This window comes from Blastococcus sp. SYSU D00669 (assembly GCF_054050715.1).
The window spans coordinates 1-17,552 of the sequence record NZ_JBJGZV010000068.1; the positions used below are offsets into that span (position 1 = coordinate 1).

Sequence of the window (17,552 nt, forward strand, 5' to 3'; positions counted from 1 at the left end):
CGAGACCGCCCGCCGCCAGGCCCTGCCGGGATGGCTACACGAGTACAACCATCACCGGCCCCACACCGCTATCGGACGACGCCCACCGATCGCCCGCCTGACCAACCTGTCTGGGCAGTACAACTAGCCGGCGCGCTCGGAGACCCAGAGCCTGTCGAGCCGGCCGGTGGACCGCACGAGGTCGGCCAGCGACCGCTCGAGTTCGGCCTTGGTCGGCTCGTCCTCGAGCAGCGTCTGCACGTCCTCCAGGGCGCAGCGCAGCTGGTAGAGGCGGTCCTGCAGCCCGTCCAGCTCGGCGCGGGTCACCAGGACGACGTCGCCGGACAGGCCGGCCTTGGTGGTGGCCGAGCGCTGCTCGTAGGCGCGCTGCCGGCAGGCCTGACCGCAGTACATCCGTGGCCGCCCGACGGAGCCCTGCTGCGGCAGGACGCGGCGGCACCAGCCGCACCGCCGCTGGTCCGCGCTCCCCCGGTGCCGTTCGGTCGTGAGCGTGACGCCCTCCGTCGTCGCTGCCGGTTGCTGCTTCGCCACGTCTGGGCACGGTAGACGCCGACGACGACAAACCCCGGCGGGCGCGCCCGACGCGCCGCGAGTCCGTCGGCCGACCCGTCCGGAGGGCCCGTGACGACCGACGGACGACCGCCGCTCCACCTGCCCGGCGTGGCCGAGCTGCTCGCCGGCGGCAGCCTCAAGTGGTCGCGCTACCGGCCGGCGCTGGGCGCCTTCGTCGCCGAGGCGGACTTCGGCACCGCACCGGTGGTCGCCCGGGCGCTGCACGAGGCGGTCGACCGGGGCCGGCTCGGCTACCTGACCGAGGACGACGTCGCGGACCTGGCGGCGGCCTGCGCCGGCTGGCAGCGAGAGCGGTACGGCTGGTCGGTGCCGCCGGGGTGGATCGTGCCCGTCGCCGACGTCGTGGCGGCGCTGCAGGCGACCGTGGAGCTGTTCACGCCGGCCGGCAGCGCCGTCGTCCTGCCGACCCCGGCGTACATGCCGTTCCGGTCGCTGCCCGCCCGGCTGGGCCGGCCGCTGATCGAGGTGCCGATGGTCGAGCGCGACGGCCGGGCCACCTACGACCTCGACGGCGTCGCCCGCGCCCTGGACTCCGGCGGCCGGCTGCTCGTGCACGTCAACCCGCACAACCCGCTGGGGAGGGTGTTCACCGCCGAGGAGCAGCACGCGCTCGCCGCCGTCGTCGACCGGGCCGGCGCCCGGGTGTTCGCCGACGAGATCCACGCCCCGCTGGTGCTGCCCGACGCCGTGCACCGCCCGTACGCGTCGCTGTCGGCGGTGGCCGCCAGGCATTCCGTCACGGCCACCTCGGCGTCCAAGGCCTGGAACCTCGCCGGCCTCAAGGCGGCGCAGCTCATCTTCTCGGACGAGGCCGACGTCGCCCGCTGGTCCGGTCCGGGCGAGCTGTACGCGCACGGCGCCGCCACTCCCGGCGTGCTGGCGGCGACCGCGGCCTTCGCCGACGGGGGCCCGTGGCTCGACGCGGTGCTGGACCGCCTGGCCGGCAACCGGCGGCTGCTCGGCGAACTGCTCGCCGCGCACCTGCCCCAGGTCCGCTGGACGCCGCCGGAGGGCACCTACCTGGCCTGGCTCGACTGCCGCGGCCTGGGCGTCGAGGGCTCCGTCGGCGCCTTCTTCCTGCAGCACGCCGGCGTCGCCCTCGTCGACGGGCCCGAGTGCGGCGCGCCCGGCGCCGGGCACGTCCGGCTCAACTTCGGCACCCCCGCGCCCGTGCTGACCGAGATCGTCCAGCGGATGGGCCGGGCCGTCCGTCCGCGCTGACCAGGGGGTTGTCGCCCGCCTGCCGGAGGGGCGAACTAGCGTGGACGCGTGCCCGCGCGTTTCGCCTTCCTGGACGCGCCGACCCCGCTGGCGTTCGCCCATCGCGGCGGGGCCATCGAGCACCTCGAGAACAGCATGTCCGCCTTCGAGGCGTGCGTCGCGCTGGGCTACCGGTACCTCGAGACCGACGTCCGGGCGACGGCCGACGGCGTCCTCGTCGCCTTCCACGACGCCACCCTGGAGCGCACCACCGACCGCGCCGGCTCGATCGAGCGGCTGCCGTGGTCGGAGGTGTCCCAGGCGCGCATCGGCGGCCGCGAGCCGATCGTGCGCCTGGACGACCTGCTCGGCGCCTGGCCCGACGTGCGGTTCAACCTCGACATCAAGGCCGCCGGCGTGCTCGCCCCGCTGGCGCGCACCGTGCGCCGGCTGCAGGCCACCGACCGGCTGTGCCTGGCCTCGTTCTCCGACGCCCGCATCGCCGCCGCGCGCCGGCTGTTCGGGCCGTCGATGTGCACCTCGCTGGGCCCGCGGGGCGTCGCGGCGCTGCGGCTGTCGTCGTACTCCCCGCGCGCCGCCGGCCTGGTCCGCATCAACGCCGGCTGCGCGCAGGTGCCGGTCCACCTCGGCGGGCGGGCGCTGATCGACGAGCGGTTCGTCGCCGCCGCGCACGCCCGGGGGCTGCAGGTGCACGCCTGGACCGTCGACACCGAGGACGAGGTGGACACGCTGCTCGACCTGGGGGTGGACGGCATCATGACCGACCGGCCGGCGATGCTGCGCGAGACGCTGGAGAAGCGCGGCCAGTGGGTGGGCCCGTGAGCGGCCTCGGGGCCCGGCTGGCGGCGTGGCGTCCGGCGACGCCACCGCTGCCGAACCACCTGGAGGCGCTGGTCAAGCCCGACGACCCGGAGTGGTTCGCCCGCGAGCTGGCCATCGCCGCGGCGCCGCCGTGGTGGTTCTGGCGGTTCGTGCTGCGCCGGTTCTCCTGGCTGGTGGGCATCTTCGGCCGGGTCGAGGTCACCGGCGGCATCCCCGAGGAGCTGCGCGGCGGACCGCTGCTGCTGGCCGCCAACCACATCGGCGACTTCGACCCGTTCGTCATCGCCGTCGCGCTGCACAAGGTGGGCGTCGTGCCGCGGATCATGGCCACCGGCGGCATCCTGGCCGCACCGGTCGCCGGGCCGCTGCTGGAGCGCACCGGCGGGATCCGGGTGGAGCGCGGCACGGAGCTGGCCCGGCACGCCGTCCGCGTCACCGAGGTGGCGCTCGTGCACGGGGGCCACGTCGTGGCCTACCCCGAGGGCCGCATCGGGCTGGCGCCGGACCTCTGGCCCGAGCGCGGCCGCACCGGGATGGCCCGGATGGCGCTGGGCATGGGCGTGCCGGTGATCCCGGTCAGCCAGTGGGGCGCCCACGAGGTGCTCCAGTACGCCAACGACCGGGGCAAGCTGCGCACCGCGCTGCGGGCGGTCGTGCGCCGGCCGCGGCTGCGCGTGCACGTCGGTCCCCCGGTCCGGCTGGACGACCTGCGCATGGGCCGCGTCGGCGACGCGAACCGGGCGCGCTACCGCATCGCCGCGGCGATCACCCGCGGCCTGGTGCCGCTGCGCGCCGACGAGCCCGGACACCCGCGCTTCGCCGACCCCACCCGCCCGACGACGGCGGTGGCGGCCTACCCGGGCGGCGTCGTCCCGGACGACGTGCCGTGAGCCGGCGGTCAGCCGGCCGGGCGCTCGAACGTGATCAGCAGCCCCTCGACGCCACCGGGGCCGACCCGGCCCTTCACCTCGACCGAGGTGATCGCCTTGAGCTGCCACCCGTCGCGGGCGTGCTCGTTGAGGACCTTCTCGAGCTTGTCCCCCGACATCTTGCCGCCGATCAGCCCCTCCCGGAGCTCGACCACCTGGTACTGGTAGCGCGCTGCCACGACCCCTCGCCTCCCCTGCTCGGACGCGTCCGCAGGCCGAGCGTGGCACGCCACGGCCGTGGGCGGGACCCTCGGTGCTGGACCGGACGGTCACCGGCTGCGACCCTGCGCCCGTGACGACCGCCGTGCCCGCCGCCGGACCCGGGCAGAGCGCCCCCGACCGCGCGCTGCGCCGCGAACGCTTCGGCTGGTACTCCTACGACTGGGCGATGTCGGTCTTCAACACGTCGGTGACGACCGTCTTCCTCGGCCCGTACCTCACGGCGATCGCCGAGGACGCCGTCGGCGAGGACGGCCGGCTGTCCTTCCTGGGCCTGTCGATCGCCCCCGGCAGCTGGTTCTCCTACGTGCTGTCGTTCTCCGTCATCGTGCAGGTGCTGGTCCTCCCCCTCACCGGCGCGGTGGCCGACCGCACCGGCCGCAAGCGGGAGATGCTCGCCGGGTTCGCGTTCCTGGGCGCGCTGGCCACCACCGGCCTGTTCTTCGCCGGCGACGGCCGGTGGCTGCTCGGCGCGGTGCTGTTCGTCCTGGCCAACGTGAGCTTCGGCGCCGCCACCGTCGTCTACTACTCCTGGCTGCCCGACCTCGCCGGGCCCGACGAGCGCGACGCCGTCTCCAGCCGCGGCTGGGCGTTCGGCTACGTCGGCGGCGCCCTGCTGCTCGCCATCCACCTCGGCCTGGTGCTCAGCGCCGAGTCCCTCGGCCTGACGACGGGCGAGGCGGTGCGCATCTGCCTGGCCACCGCCGGGCTGTGGTGGGGCGGGTTCACCGTCTTCACGGTGTCGCGGCTGCGCAACCGGCCGGTCCGCGACCCCGCCGCCGTCCGCTCCCGCAGCGGCTTCCGGCAGCTGGCCGCGACGCTGCGCGAGATGCGCGCCTTCCCGCTGACGCTGTGGTTCCTCGGCGCGTACCTGCTGTTCAACGACGGCGTCCAGACGGTCATCTCGCTGTCGGCGACCTACGCCGTCGAGGAGCTGGACCTGGAGCAGGACGTGCTCACCGGCGCCATCCTCATGGTGCAGGTGGTCGCCATCTTCGGCGCCCTGGGCCTGGGGCGGCTGGCCGGCCGCTACGGCGCCAAGCGGGTGGTGCTCGGCGCGCTGGTCGCCTGGATCGGCGTCCTGCTGGCCGCGTTCTTCCTGCAGGCCGGTGCGGTCGGGCAGTTCTACGCGCTGGCCGCCGTCATCGGCCTGGTCCAGGGCGGCACGCAGGCGCTGTCCCGGTCGCTGTTCAGCCAGCTGATCCCGGCCGGCAAGGAGGCCGAGTACTACGGCTTCTACGAGATCAGCGACCGCGGGACGAGCTGGCTCGGGCCGCTGGCCTTCGGCCTGACCTACCAGCTGACCGGCTCCTACCGGCTGGCGATCGTCAGCCTGGTGATCTTCTTCGTCGCCGGCTTCATCGCCCTGGCCGCGCTGCCGATGCGCCGGGCGGTCGAGCAGGCCGGCAACGTCGTCCCGGAGCGCCTGTGACGACCGCCGACGCCACCGCCGACGCCACCGCCGACGCCACCGCCGCCGTCCCCGCCTCGGTGCCGGCCGCCGGGGACCGGCGGCGGCACCCCCCGACCGCGCACCTGGTCTTCTTCCACGGCCCCATGGACTGCGGCAAGTCCACCCTGGCGCTGCAGGTCGACCACAACCACAGCCGGCAGGGCCGGCACGGCCTGCTCCTGACCCAGGGCGACCGCTCCGGGACGGCGCAGATCAGCTCGCGGGTCGGCATGGCCCGCCCGGCGCTGGAGATCGACGCCACGACCGACCTGCGGCTGCTGGTGCGCGGGCGGTGGGCCGACGGCGAGCGCGTGGACTACCTCATCGTCGACGAGGCGCAGTTCCTCGAGCCGGCGCAGGTCGACCAGCTCGCCGAGCTGGTCGACGAGTCGCACGTCGACGTCTACGCGTTCGGGCTGACCACCGACTTCCGCGCCCGGCTGTTCCCGGGCACCCGGCGGCTGCTGGAGCTCGCCGACACCGTCGAGCGCGTCCAGGTGCAGGTGCTGTGCTGGTGCGGAGCGCCCGGCAAGCTCAACGCCCGCGTGGTCGACGGCGTGATGGTGCGCGAGGGCGCCACCGTCGTGGTGGCCGACACCGCTCCCCCACCGCAGCCCGGCGCCCCGACGGCCGAGGTGCGCTACCAGGTGCTCTGCCGCCGCCACCACGTCCGCGGCGAGCTCGGGCCGGCACCGACCGGCCCCGGGCAGCTCGCGCTGCGCTGATCCCCCCTCCGGGTCACCCGTCAGGGGGGCGCCGCCGCGCCGGATACCACCCCATGCGATGATGTGACACCAATTTCGGCGGAATCTCTCCGCCACTTCTGTCGTTGGTCCCCTTGAATCACGCGTCCGGTGGGTAGCCCCCGCCTGGCGGGTAGACGAGACCGGACCGACACCAGCACCACGAGAGGACGGTGTGCCATGGCGGAGCGTTCCCTTCGCGGCAGCCGCTTGGGCAGCGTCAGCTACGAGACCGAGCGCAACACGGCGCCGATCGAGCGGCAGTACGCCGAGTACCGCTGCCCCACGGGTCACCAGTTCACGGTGCCCTTCGCTGACGACGCCGAGGTCCCCGAGACCTGGGAGTGCAAGTTCGACGGCTCCTCGGCCAAGCTGGTGGGCGGCGCCGAGCCGACCCCGAAGAAGGTCAAGCCGCCGCGCACCCACTGGGACATGCTCCTGGAGCGCCGTTCCGTCGAGGACCTCGAGGAGGTCCTGGCCGAGCGCCTCGAGGTGCTCCGCGGCCGGCGCAGCCAGGCCAGCTGAACCCAGCGCACGCAGACCGGAACGGCCCCGGCGGGATCTCCCGCCGGGGCCGTTCCGCGTTCCGGGGACGTTCGTCGCCCGTCAGGCGGACGGTGGGCCGCCCGGGGCGACCTCGCCCTCGATGACCCGGGTCTCCTTGGCCGCCGGCCGCGGCCCGGGGCGCCAGACCTCCTCGACCTCGACCTCGCCCACGCGGGCGCTGCGCACCCGGACCGGCCCGCGCACGGCCACCGGCAGGCGGGAGCCGATCAGCCGGCCCAGCACCCCGCGGACGACGTCGCGCGTGCCGGGCAGCACGCACAGCAGCCCGATCAGGTCGCTGACGAAGCCGGGCAGCAGCAGGAGCAGGCCGCCGAGCGCGGCGAGCCCGGCGTTGCCCAGCTCCCGGCCGTCCGGCCGGCGGGCGCGGGACCGGGTGCGCAGGTCCTGCAGGGCCTTCGTCCCCTGCCGGCCCAGCAGCAGGGCCCCGAGCGCGCCGGTGGCCAGCAAGGCCAGGATGGTCCAGCCCACGCCGATCCAGGCGGCGACCAGGACGAACACGACCAGCTCCGCGAGGGCCAGCACCGCCAGCGCGGTCCGCAGCCGTCGTCCCACGGCGTCCTCCGTCTCTCCTGCCCGGCCGGCGCGGGCGGTGGCGGCCCGCCTACCGGGCGACGCTCGACCGCCCGTCGAGCCGGGCGTTCCCGGGCACGGGCCGGCGGACGCGACCCGGCAGCCGATCGGCGAGCCGGTCCCGCAGGCCCCACACGGTGACCCGTACCAACGCCTCCACAACGATCGAGGTGCTCATCTTGCTCCTGCCCAGCGTCCGCTCGACGAAGCTGATCGGCACCTCGACCACGCGGGCGCCCGACCGCCAGGCGCGCCAGGCCCAGTCGACCTGGAAGCAGTAGCCCTGGCTGGCGACGTCGTCGAACGGCAGCCGGTCGACCAGCTCGCCGCGCACGACCCGGTAGCCGCCGGTGGCGTCGCGCAGCGGCAGCCGCAGCGCCCAGCGGGTGTAGGCGTTGCCGGCGCGGGAGAGCAGCAGCCGGTGCACCGGCCAGTCCACCACCTCTCCCCCGCGCACCCAGCGCGACCCGAGGACGAGGTCGGCGCCGGTGCCGAGCGCGGCCAGCAGATCGGGCAGCTGCTCGGGGGCGTGCGAGCCGTCGGCGTCCATCTCGACCAGGACGTCGTAGCCGCGACCGCGCCCCCAGCGGAACCCGGCGACGTACGCCGGGCCCAGCCCGGCCTTGCCGGGCCGCCGCAGGACGTGCACGCGCGGCTCGGCCGCGGCCAGCTTCTCGGCCAGCTCGCCGGTGCCGTCCGGTGAGCCGTCGTCGACCACGAGGGCGTGCGCGTCCGGGACGGCGTCGAGCAGCCGCTCCACCACCCGCTCGACGTTCTCGGCCTCGTTGTAGGTCGGGATGACCACCAGGACGCCGCTCACCCGGCGCCTCCGGGCAGCCGGCGGCGCACCGGCGCCAGGCCGGCCAGCAGGGCGGCCACGCCGACGGCGGTGAGCGTCCACTCCGGCGCCGCCCCGAGCCGCAGCGCCGGCGTGGCGGAGGTCCGCTGCGCGACGTCCTCGACGAAGACGTCCGGGGTGAACAGCGCCGACGAGCGGGCGACCGAGCCGTCGGGCGCCACGATCGCCGAGATGCCGCTGGTCGCGGCGATGACCACGGTGCGGCCGAACTCGACGGCGCGCAGCCGGCTCATCGCCAGCTGCTGCTCGCTCTCGTCGGTGAACCCGAACGTCGCGTTGTTGGTCTGGACGACGACCATGCCGGCGCCCTCGGCGACGACGTCGTGCACCAGCGAGTCGTAGACCACCTCGAAGCAGATGAGGTCGCCGACCCGGGTGCCGCCGATGTCGAGCACCCCGACCTCCTCGCCGGCCAGCTGGTCGCGGCGGACGAGGTCGACCTGGTCGGTCAGGAGCCGGAAGAAGCTGCGCGCCGGCACGTACTCGCCGAAGGGCACCGGGTGGCGCTTGAGGTAGGTCTCCCCCGGGCCGGTGGCCGGGTCCCACACGATGCCCATGTTGCGGATCCGGTCGCCCGGGCCCTCGACGATCGCGCCGACCAGGATCGGGGCACCGATGGCCTCCGCGGCCCGGCTGATCTGCCGGTTGGCGTCCTCGTTGAGGTAGGGGTCGATGTCGGAGGCGTTCTCCGGCCAGATCACCACGTCCGGCTGCGCGCGGCGACCCTGCGCGACGTCCTCGGCCAGGTCGAGGGTCTGCTGGACGTGGTTGTCCAGCACCGCCCGGCGCTGGGCGTTGAAGTCCAGGCCCAGGCGCGGCACGTTGCCCTGGATGACCGCGACCGTGGCGGTCTCCCCGCCGGCGGTCAGCGACGAGCCGGGCAGCGGCAGCCAGGCCAGCCCGCCGACCAGCGGGACGGCCAGGACGGCGGCCACGCGGGTGGCCGCCGTGCGCAGGGCCGGTGCGCGCGCCCCGGCCGACGACGACGCCCGCCACCCGGCCAGGCAGGCCAGCAGCGCCGCTGCCAGCAGCGCGCCGGTGAGCGCGACCGCGAAGCTCACCAGCGGCACCCCGCCGTACCCGGCGAGGGAGAGCAGCGGCCCCTCGGTCTGGGAGAAGCCGAGCCGCCCCCACGGGAAGCCGCCGAGGACGAACCGCCCGCGCACGGCCTCGTCGGCGACCCACAGCGCCGCCGTCCACAGCGGCCACAGCGGCAGCCGCGAGGTGACCGCGGTGGCGGCGCCGAGCAGGGCGACGTGCAGCGCCTCCCAGACGGCGAGGGCCAGCCACGGGAACGGCCCCACGTAGACGCCGGTCCACGACAGCAGGGGCACGAAGAACGCCAGGCCGAGGACCAGGCCCAGCCACAGCCCCGAGCGGGCGCGCTGCCCGCGCACGGCGAGGGCGAGGGCGGCCGGGCCGAGCGGGGCGAGGGCGGACAGGTCGTAGCCCGGGAAGGAGAGCAGGAGCGCCAGGCCGCCGAGGAGCGCGAGCGCGGTGCGCCACGGCCACCGCCGCGGGGTCCGCGCCGCCGCCGGACGGGTGCGGGGCGGGGTGCCGGTCGCCGGCGGCGCGCTCTCCGCGGCCGGCACGCTGGCTCTTGCCGGCACCCGTGGCCTCCGTGGGACTTCCCCGCCCCTGCCGGGGGCGGGCACCTCTCCTCCGCACCGGGCGGGCGGGGGCGGGCCGCCGCGTCGGCGGCGGCCCGGCCCCAGCATCCCATCCGGACCTGTGCCGCAGGCCGGGGTGCCTCCCGGCGCGGGCGGTCTGCGGATGTGCCTCTCGGTCGCGCCGGCGGTCGTCCGGGCAGCTGCCGCACCTTCGGGCCGGAGGACCGGTCGCGGGCTGCGGCCGGAGCGCTCCGTTGTCTGGTGGTGCGGGGCGTGCACGGCTCCGCCGGGGTGCCGGCCGCGGCACCCCGGGCCGGCCGTGCCGGCGGATCCCGGCGGGCCGCTCCCGGAGGACGCACGGACGTGCTCCCGGAAGGAACTGCAGCGACTGTAGGAAGTGCAGCGACACGTTTCGCCGCCTGCGGGAGGCCCGTGCCGGACTGTGACCCGATCGTTACCCGCCGGTCCCCGCGGTCAGGGGACGACGACGGTGGCGACCGCCTCCACCACGGTCTCCGGCGGGTCCACGACCCGCGCCGCCGACGGGCCGCGTTCCGGTTCGGCGCGGGCCACGACGCGGGCGGTGCACCGCAGCTCGCGGCTGCGCCGGCCGACGCGGACCACCTCGGCGCTGGCCTCCAGCACGTCGCCGGCGCGGACCGGTCCGAGGAAACGGATCTCGGAGTAGCCGGCCAGCAGCCCCTCGTCGCCGTCGGTGCGGATCGCGACCTCGGTGGCGACGTCGCCGAACAGGCCGAGCGCGTACGCGCCGTCGACGAGGTTCCCGCCGTAGTGCGCGTGGCTGTACGGGACGTACCGGCGGTGGGTGACGGTCAACCCGAGCCTCGGGTCGGGGTCGGTCATGCTGCCTCCTCGGGGGGCACCAGGGCGTGCACCAGGTAGCTGGCCACCTCGCCGGGCGTCGTCCCCCGGCCGAACACCTTGTCGACGCCGAGCTCGGCGGCCATCGCCGGGTCGAACCGCGGGCCGCCGACCACCAGCAGGGGCCGGTCCTCCCCCATCGCCTCGCGGAACGCCGCGGCCAGCTCGCGGGTGTTGCGCAGGTGCGCGTCCTTCTGCGTGACCACCTGGGAGACCAGGACGGCGTCGGCGCGGGCGCCGCGCGCCCGGCGCACCAGGTCCGGCACGGTCACCTGGGCGCCGAGGTTGGCGACGTCCATCTCCCGGTAGTACTCCAGGCCCTTCTCCCCCGCGAAGCCCTTGAGGTTGAGGATCGCGTCGATGCCGACGGTGTGCGCGTCGGTGCCGATGCACGCCCCGAGGACGACGAGCTTGCGGTGCAGCCGGGCCTTGATCGCCCCGTTGACCTCCGCCGGCGACAGCAGCGGGTAGGCCCGCTCCTCCACCCGGACGGCGTCGAGGTCGACCAGGTGCTTCACCGAGCCGTAGACGACGAAGAACGTGAACCCCTCGCCGATGCCGTGGCTGTGCACGACCATGGCCGGCTCGATGCCCATCTTGCCCGCCAGCTGCAGCGCGGCGCCGTCGGCCTTCGGCCCGGGCGGGACGGGGAGGGTGAACGACGTCTGCACCATGCCGTCGCCGGTGGTGTCGCCGTAGGGCCGGACGATCCCCTCAGGCATCGACCCGCTCCAGCAGCTCCAGGGCCGGGTTGTAGGCGTCGTCGGCGAGCGCGACCACGCCGTCCAGGCCCTTGCCGCCGTCCGGTGGGCGCTTGGTGATGCCGAAGGTGCCGTCGGCGATCGCCTGGATCAGCCCCTCGGGGTGGTCGGCGATGCGCTCGAGCAGCTCGACGGCCTCGCGCAGCACGGTGTCGGCGCGGCGGTCGATGAAGCCGCCCTTCGGCGGGTGGAAGTCCTCGACCAGGCCGCCGGCGGCGTCGAGCACGTAGCGCACGTTGCGCAGCGCCAGGTCGCGGTCGGACAGCCACGGGGTGACCACGGCCTCGGTCATCATCCCGACCAGCAGGATCCCCTGGCCGGTCAGCGCCCCGGCGAGGTTGAAGAACCCGTCGAGCAGGTAGCCGCGGAAGACGTCGCCGGTCATGTGCTTGGTGGGCGGCATCCACTTCAGTGGCGCGTCGGGGAACAGCGAGCGGGCGAGCATCGCGTGGGCGAGCTCCAGCCGGAAAGAGTCCCGCCGGTCGGGGTCGATCTCGAAGGCGTGCCCGAGGCCGAGCTGCCAGTCCTCCAGGCCCGCCTCGCGCGCGAGGGTCTCGTTGAGCAGCTGGCTGACGGTGACGGTGTGCGCCTCGTCGACGGCGTCGGCGGTGGTGAGGTAGTTGTCCTCGCCGGTGTTGATGACGATCCCAGCCCGGGCGTGCACCATCCGGGAGAACCGCTGGTCGACGAAGGTGCGCCGCGGGTTGATGTCGCGGAAGAGGATCCCGTACATCGCGTCGTTGAGCATCATGTCCAGCCGCTCCAGCCCGGCCAGGACGGCGATCTCGGGCATGCACAGCCCGGACGCGTAGTTGGTCAGCCGCACGTAGCGGCCCACCTCGGCGCTGACGTCGTCGAGGGCGGCCCGCATGAGCCGGAAGTTCTCCTGGGTGGCGTAGGTGCCGGCGTAGCCGGTGCGGGTGGCCCCCTCGGGCACGTAGTCCAGCAGCGACTGGCCGGTGGAGCGGATGACCGCGATGACGTCGGCCCCGGCGCGGGCGGCGGCCTGGGCCTGCGGGATGTCCTCGTGGATGTCGCCGGTGGCCACGATCAGGTAGATCCACGGCCGGCGCGGCGGGTCCCCGTGGAGGGCGACGAGCTCCTCGCGGCGGCGGCGGTTGGCGTCGATGCGGGTCAGCCCGGCGGCCACGGCGTCCCGGGCGGCGGCGCGCGCGGGCCCGGGGTCGGCGGGGAGCTCGAACCGGGCGGTCCCCGCGCCCACCTGCTCGGCCAGCGCCTGCAGCGACGGCGCCGTCCCCGAGGCGAGCGCGTGCCAGACCGGCAGCGCGACACCGGACTCCAGCCCCACCTGGTCGCGGACGGCGTCGACGACCCGGTTGACCCACGGCACGCGGTCCTCCGCGCGGCCGTCGCCGGTCACCGGGTCGGTGCCGGTCAGCCCGGCCAGCCGCAGCACCGCCCGCTCCACCGACACCGTGGTGTGCCGGTGCGCCAGGTCGACCACCGGCTGCGCGGCGCGGGCGGCCAGTGCGCGGGCCCGCGCGACGAGGGCCGGGTCGAGGTCCAGGGTGGTCACAGCGGTTCTCCGTCCACGAGCAGGAGCCGGCAGGCCGGGCGCAGCCGCCCGGCGAGGACCTCCGACAGCGTCTCCGCCGTCTCCCACAGCGCCAGCGCGGCCGGCGCGCCCACCGCGAGGGGTCCGGCGGCGTGCTCGGCGCGGGCGGCGTAGCGGCCGCCGAACGTGGCCGCGTCGAAGGCGTCGAACGGCCGCAGGCCCGAGCCGGGCGTGCGGTGGTCGACGGCGGCGTGCACCCCGCCCCACGGGTCCAGGGGCGTCACCGGGGCGTCGCTGCCCAGCGCGAGCGGCACCCCGCCGTCGGAGAAGCCGGCGAACGGGTTGGTCCGCAGCGCCCGGGCCACGCCGAGCCGCTCGGCGTACATGCCGGCGTCGCCGCCCCAGGCGGCGTCGAAGGCCGGCTGCACGCTGGCGACCATGCCCAGGTCGCGCAGCCGCTCGACGTCGACCGGGTCGATCATCTCGACGTGCTCCAGGCGGTGCCGGCAGGCGCGGACGGCGGGCCGGCCCAGCTCGGCGGCCACGGTCTCCACCGCGAACACCACCTGCGCGACCGCGGCGTCGCCGATCACGTGGAAGCCCGCCTGGACGCCGGCCAGCGTGCAGGTGCGCACGTGGTGCACCAGCTGCCCGGTGGCGAACCGCAGGCTGCCGGCGGTGTCCGGGCGGTCGGCGTAGGGGCCGCTGCCCAGCGCCGCGGTGTGCGAGCCGAGGGCGCCGTCGCAGAACAGGTCCCCCCCGGCGCCGGCCAGGCCGAGCTCGCGGACGACGTCCAGGCCGCCGCGCTCGGCGAGCTCGCCCCAGTAGCCGACCACCTCCGGCCCGGGCTCGTCGGCGGCGAGCTCCAGCAGCCCGGCGAGGTCCTCGGCGCTCGACACCTCCGGGCCGGCCATCTCGTGCAGGCTGCCGATGCCCAGCGCGGCCGCGGCGTCGCGGGTGGCGCGCTGGGCCGCCCGCCGCTGGTCGCCGCCCACGGTCGCGTGGGCGGCCTGCCGGGCGGCGTGGTGGGCGTCGAGCCGCAGCCGCCCGTCGGGTGAGAAGCCGGGCAGGTCGGCGATCCCGGGGATCCGGTCGAGCAGCGCGGTCGACACCGTCGCCGAGTGGACGTCGACCCGGGCGACGTACGCCGGCCGGTAGCCGAGGACGGCGTCGAGGTCGGCGCGGGTGAGGCCGCGGCGCTCGGGCCAGCCGGTCTCGTCCCAGCCGGTGCCGAGCACGGTCCCCGGCGCGCCCTGGGCGTGCCGGGCGATGCGGGCGCCGGCCTCCGCGAGGCTCGAGCTCGACGAGAGGTCGAGACCGGTCAGCGCCAGGCCGGTCGCGGTGGCGTGCACGTGGGCGTCGACGAACGCCGGCGTGAGCAGCGCCCCCTCCCCCGCCACCACCCGGTCGGCGGCCGGGGCGTCGGCGGCCACGTCAACGGCAGAGCCGAGCCAGGCGATCCGGCCGTCGGCGACGTGCACCGCCCGGCCCGGCCGGTCGCCGACCGTGACGTCGCTGACCAGGAGGGTCACGCGCCGACCCGCGGGTCGATCAGGGACCGGACGCCGGCGTTCGACCGGTACAGGTCGAGGGCCAGCGCCGCGTGGCCCGGGGTGTAGCCGTTGCCGACCAGCATCGTCACGTCCGCCGCCATCCCCTCCGCGCCGAGCGCCGCCTGGGCGAACGACGTCGCCATGGAGAAGAAGACCACGGTGCCGCCGTCGGCGGTCGCCAGGACCGCGCCGTGCTCGGCGCCGGGCACGTCGACGCACACGATCGTCGCGTCGGCCGGCTCGCCCACCGCGGCGGCGACGGCGAGCGGGTCGGTGCCGTCGGCGACGACGACCCGGTCGGCCAGCCCGGCGGCGGTGAGCGCGGCGGCCTCGCGGTCGTCGCGGACCAACCCGGTGAGCCGGGTCGCCCCGGCGTCGCGGGCGGCGGCCAGGCTCAGGCAGCCCGACTTGCCCGCCGCGCCGAGCACGACGACCGACCGGGCGCCGGCGCGCTCGACCACCCGCGCGGTGGCCGCCGGCGCCCCGCACACGTCGAGGACGGCGAGGGACACGGCGTCGGGCAGGTCGTCGGGCAGCACCGCGGCGATCGAGCGGGCGAACAGGACCGCCGTCCCCTCGGCCGGCACCTGCTCGCCGCGCCCGTCCCAGCGGGACAGCCCGTCGGTGATCCGCAGCGGGGTGAGCGTGAGCGAGACGAGGGTGGCCACCCGGTCGCCGACGGCCAGGTCCAGCGGGGAGTCCTCCCCCACCGCGTCGACCACGCCGATCAGCATGCCCCCCGAGCCGGTGACCGGGTTCTGCATCTTGCCGCGGGCGGCGACGATGTCGAGGACGGCGGCACGCACCGCGTCGCCGTCCTCACCGCACGCCTCGGACAGCTGGCGGAACGACGCGGCGTCGAGGTTGAGCCGCTGGACGGCGATGCGCACCTCGTCGACGCCGATCCGGGGATCGGCGTCGAGGCGCAGGGCCGCCTGCGGCAGCACGCCGCGCGGCTCCAGCACCCGGTGCGCGCCCAGCGCACGCTCCAGCTCGCTCGCCACAGACGTCGCTCCCTTCACCCCATCCGGCAGGAGAACCTATCGCGTCCGGCCGAGATCACCGAAGATCCTCCCGTAGAGTCGCACCCGAAGGGGACAGCGGGCCGACCCGAGGAGGCACCCATCGTGCTGGAGCAGCCCTACGAGTACGTCGCCCGGCCGCTCGTCGAGCCGGACTGGCGGCGGCTGCCGGGGTTCGCCGGCGTGACCGCGGCCGAGTGGCGCAGCGCCCAGTGGCAGCGCGCGCACTGCGTGAAGAACGTCCGCCAGCTGCGCGGGGTCTACGGCGACCTGCTCGACGAGTCCTTCTACGCCGACGTCGAGGCCGACCAGGCCGGCCGGGCCACGATGTCGCTGCTGCTGCCCCCGCAGATGCTCAACACAATGGTCCCCGACCAGGTGCCGACCACCGAGCGGGTGCTCGCCGACCCGGTGCGCCGCTACATGCTCCCGGTCGCCTCCGACCGGCTGCCCGGCGCCGCCGCCAGCCACCCCTACGCCGCCCGCGACTCGCTGCACGAGCACGAGATGTGGGCCGTCGAGGGCCTCACCCACCGCTACCCCACCAAGGTGCTCGCCGAGCTGCTGCCCACCTGCCCGCAGTACTGCGGCCACTGCACCCGCATGGACCTGGTCGGCAACTCCACGCCGGCCGTCGACAAGCTCCGCTTCGAGCTCAAGCCGGTCGACCGGCAGGCGGCGATGCTGGAGCACCTGCGCGCCACGCCCGGGGTGCGCGACGTCGTCGTCTCCGGCGGCGACGTCGCCAACCTGCCGTTCAAGAACCTCGAGGCGTTCGTCGCCGGGCTGCTGGAGATCGAGTCGGTGCGCGACATCCGGCTGGCGTCCAAGGCGCTCATGGGCCTGCCCCAGCACTGGCTGCAGGACGACGTCGTCGCCGGCATGACCCGGCTGGCCACCACCGCGCGCGAGCGCGGCGTCTCCCTCGCCGTGCACACCCACGTCAACGCCGCGCAGCAGGTCACCCCGCTGGTGGCCGAGGCGGCGCGGGCGATGCTCGCCGCCGGCGTGCGCGACGTGCGCAACCAGGGCGTGCTGCTGCGCGGGGTGAACGCCACCGCCCACCAGCTGCTGGACCTGTCGTTCGCGCTGCTCGACGGTGCCTCGATCACGCCCTACTACTTCTACATGTGCGACATGATCCCCAGCGCCGAGCACTGGCGGGTGTCGCTGGCCGAGGCCCAGACGCTGCAGCACGACATCATGGGCTACCTGCCCGGGTTCGCCACGCCGCGGATCGTCTGCGACGTCCCCTACGTCGGCAAGCGCTGGGTGCACCAGGTAGCCGAGTACGACCGCGAGCGCGGCATCTCCTACTGGACGAAGAACTACCGGACCGGGATCGAGCGCACCGACGAGGACGCCCTCGACCGCCGCTACACCTACTACGACCCGATCGCCACGCTGCCGGAGAGCGGGCGGGCCTGGTGGGCGCAGCGCGATGGCTGGGCGGGCGGGTGGAGCGCGGCCGCCGAGCTGCGCGCCGCCTCCTCCCGCGCCGCCTCCGCGGCCGATCTCGTCCCCTGAGTCGGCGTTTCCCCGCCCTGCGGCGGCGGTAGCGACAACGGATGGCGTGTCCGGGCGGCGAGCTGCTGCGCACGGAGCGGCTGCGGCTGCGCACGTGGACGACGTCGGCGGCGGACGTCGCCCGGCTGACCGACCTCTACGGCCGTGAGGAGGTCACCCGCTGGATCGGCGGCACCCCGAGCGTGCCGCCGGCCGACCTGCCGGCCCGCTGGGCGGCGGTGCACGCCGCGGACGAGCGGTTCGGCTGCTGGGCGGTCGAGCGCGCCGACGGCGTCGTCGCCGGCACGGTGCTGCTCAGGCCGCTGCCGAACGGGGTGGGCGAGGTCGAGGTCGGCTGGCACCTGCACCCCGACAGCTGGGGGTGCGGCTACGCCACCGAGGCGGCGCGCGCGGTCGTCGACCGGGCCTTCGAGGCCGGGCTGCCCGAGGTCTACGCCGTGGTCCGGCCGGGCAACGAGCGCTCCGTCGCCGTCTGCCGGCGGCTGGGCATGACCCACCTCGGGCGCATGCGCCGCTGGTACGACGTCGAGCTGGACGCCTTCCGGCTGATGGCCCCGCCGGTCGTGGAGTGAGGAGCGGCCGGGGCGACCGGTTCGGGTGTGACGGCCGGGGGGGGGCCGGGGGGGCGCCCCCGGGGGGGGGCCGCCCCCCCCCAGGGCATCAGCCCTGGCGGGCGGCGTTGGCCTGGACGGCGGTGCTCACGTACTGCGCCAGACCGGGCGCGA

At 75.7% G+C, this 17,552-nt stretch carries 19 protein-coding genes; 9 read left to right on the plus strand and 10 right to left on the minus strand.

What is annotated here, in order from left to right:
- A partial coding sequence (locus ACI8AF_RS26705; protein ID WP_456542583.1) for an integrase core domain-containing protein occupies positions 1-127 on the plus strand: 127 nt, incomplete at its 5' end.
- On the opposite strand, the gene ACI8AF_RS26710 is transcribed toward ACI8AF_RS26705, so the two are convergent.
- Entirely contained in the window at positions 124-531 is a 408-nt protein-coding gene (locus ACI8AF_RS26710) for a hypothetical protein (RefSeq protein WP_456542814.1), read from the minus strand. The genes ACI8AF_RS26705 and ACI8AF_RS26710 overlap by 4 nt on opposite strands.
- 90 nt (positions 532-621) lie before the next feature.
- Between ACI8AF_RS26710 and ACI8AF_RS26715 the strand changes: the two genes are divergently transcribed.
- Genes ACI8AF_RS26715 through ACI8AF_RS26725 form a run of 3 tightly spaced genes read left to right on the plus strand, consistent with a single transcriptional unit; the run spans position 622 to position 3,506 of the window.
- On the plus strand, positions 622-1,794 hold the full coding sequence (locus ACI8AF_RS26715) for a MalY/PatB family protein (RefSeq protein ID WP_456542815.1): 1,173 nt from the start codon (positions 622-624) through the stop codon (positions 1,792-1,794).
- Between the two features lie 48 nt (positions 1,795-1,842).
- On the plus strand, positions 1,843-2,616 hold the full coding sequence (locus tag ACI8AF_RS26720; protein WP_456542816.1) for a glycerophosphodiester phosphodiesterase: 774 nt from the start codon (positions 1,843-1,845) through the stop codon (positions 2,614-2,616).
- On the plus strand, positions 2,613-3,506 hold the full coding sequence (locus ACI8AF_RS26725; protein ID WP_456542817.1) for a lysophospholipid acyltransferase family protein: 894 nt from the start codon (positions 2,613-2,615) through the stop codon (positions 3,504-3,506). Before ACI8AF_RS26720 ends, ACI8AF_RS26725 begins: the two co-directional genes overlap by 4 nt.
- 8 nt (positions 3,507-3,514) lie before the next feature.
- Here ACI8AF_RS26725 and ACI8AF_RS26730 read toward each other — a convergent pair whose 3' ends face one another.
- Entirely contained in the window at positions 3,515-3,724 is a 210-nt protein-coding gene (locus ACI8AF_RS26730; protein ID WP_456542818.1) for a DUF4177 domain-containing protein, read from the minus strand.
- Between the two features lie 113 nt (positions 3,725-3,837).
- Between ACI8AF_RS26730 and ACI8AF_RS26735 the strand changes: the two genes are divergently transcribed.
- The 3 genes from ACI8AF_RS26735 (at position 3,838) to ACI8AF_RS26745 (ending at position 6,485) form a co-directional block, all read left to right on the plus strand.
- On the plus strand, positions 3,838-5,196 hold the full coding sequence (locus ACI8AF_RS26735) for an MFS transporter (RefSeq protein ID WP_456542819.1): 1,359 nt from the start codon (positions 3,838-3,840) through the stop codon (positions 5,194-5,196).
- On the plus strand, positions 5,193-5,942 hold the full coding sequence (locus tag ACI8AF_RS26740; RefSeq protein WP_456542820.1) for a thymidine kinase: 750 nt from the start codon (positions 5,193-5,195) through the stop codon (positions 5,940-5,942). Before ACI8AF_RS26735 ends, ACI8AF_RS26740 begins: the two co-directional genes overlap by 4 nt.
- 198 nt (positions 5,943-6,140) lie before the next feature.
- Entirely contained in the window at positions 6,141-6,485 is a 345-nt protein-coding gene (locus ACI8AF_RS26745; RefSeq protein ID WP_456542821.1) for an RNA polymerase-binding protein RbpA, read from the plus strand.
- An 81-nt stretch (positions 6,486-6,566) separates the two neighbouring features.
- On the opposite strand, the gene ACI8AF_RS26750 is transcribed toward ACI8AF_RS26745, so the two are convergent.
- The 8 genes from ACI8AF_RS26750 to kdd all read right to left on the minus strand — a co-directional run bounded on the left by ACI8AF_RS26750 (position 6,567) and on the right by kdd (position 15,282).
- Positions 6,567-7,079, minus strand: coding sequence for an FxsA family protein (locus tag ACI8AF_RS26750; RefSeq protein ID WP_456542822.1), 513 nt, complete (start codon positions 7,077-7,079; stop codon positions 6,567-6,569).
- Positions 7,080-7,128: 49 nt separating this feature from the next.
- Positions 7,129-7,917 (minus strand): polyprenol monophosphomannose synthase, encoded by a 789-nt coding sequence (locus tag ACI8AF_RS26755; protein WP_456542823.1) that lies wholly within the window; start codon positions 7,915-7,917, stop codon positions 7,129-7,131.
- Positions 7,914-9,548, minus strand: coding sequence for an apolipoprotein N-acyltransferase (lnt, locus tag ACI8AF_RS26760; protein WP_456542824.1), 1,635 nt, complete (start codon positions 9,546-9,548; stop codon positions 7,914-7,916). The genes ACI8AF_RS26755 and lnt overlap by 4 nt, the downstream gene beginning before the upstream one ends.
- Positions 9,549-10,040: 492 nt before the next feature.
- Positions 10,041-10,430: a 3-aminobutyryl-CoA ammonia lyase gene (kal, locus tag ACI8AF_RS26765; protein ID WP_456542825.1), complete on the minus strand. Its 390-nt coding sequence runs from the start codon at positions 10,428-10,430 to the stop codon at positions 10,041-10,043.
- Positions 10,427-11,170: a lysine 5,6-aminomutase subunit beta gene (gene kamE / locus ACI8AF_RS26770; RefSeq protein ID WP_456542826.1), complete on the minus strand. Its 744-nt coding sequence runs from the start codon at positions 11,168-11,170 to the stop codon at positions 10,427-10,429. The genes kal and kamE overlap by 4 nt, the downstream gene beginning before the upstream one ends.
- Entirely contained in the window at positions 11,163-12,746 is a 1,584-nt protein-coding gene (gene kamD, locus ACI8AF_RS26775; RefSeq protein WP_456542827.1) for a lysine 5,6-aminomutase subunit alpha, read from the minus strand. The genes kamE and kamD overlap by 8 nt, the downstream gene beginning before the upstream one ends.
- Entirely contained in the window at positions 12,743-14,257 is a 1,515-nt protein-coding gene (locus tag ACI8AF_RS26780) for an amidohydrolase (RefSeq protein ID WP_456542828.1), read from the minus strand. The genes kamD and ACI8AF_RS26780 overlap by 4 nt, the downstream gene beginning before the upstream one ends.
- Positions 14,254-15,282 (minus strand): L-erythro-3,5-diaminohexanoate dehydrogenase, encoded by a 1,029-nt coding sequence (gene kdd, locus ACI8AF_RS26785; RefSeq protein ID WP_456542829.1) that lies wholly within the window; start codon positions 15,280-15,282, stop codon positions 14,254-14,256. The genes ACI8AF_RS26780 and kdd overlap by 4 nt, the downstream gene beginning before the upstream one ends.
- 123 nt (positions 15,283-15,405) lie before the next feature.
- Here kdd and ACI8AF_RS26790 point away from each other — a divergent pair, with 123 nt between their 5' ends.
- Together ACI8AF_RS26790 and ACI8AF_RS26795 are read left to right on the plus strand one after the other, a co-directional pair.
- Entirely contained in the window at positions 15,406-16,827 is a 1,422-nt protein-coding gene (locus ACI8AF_RS26790) for a KamA family radical SAM protein (RefSeq protein WP_456542830.1), read from the plus strand.
- 41 nt (positions 16,828-16,868) lie between these two features.
- On the plus strand, positions 16,869-17,399 hold the full coding sequence (locus tag ACI8AF_RS26795) for a GNAT family N-acetyltransferase (protein ID WP_456542831.1): 531 nt from the start codon (positions 16,869-16,871) through the stop codon (positions 17,397-17,399).
- The last annotated feature ends 153 nt before the right edge of the window (positions 17,400-17,552 follow it).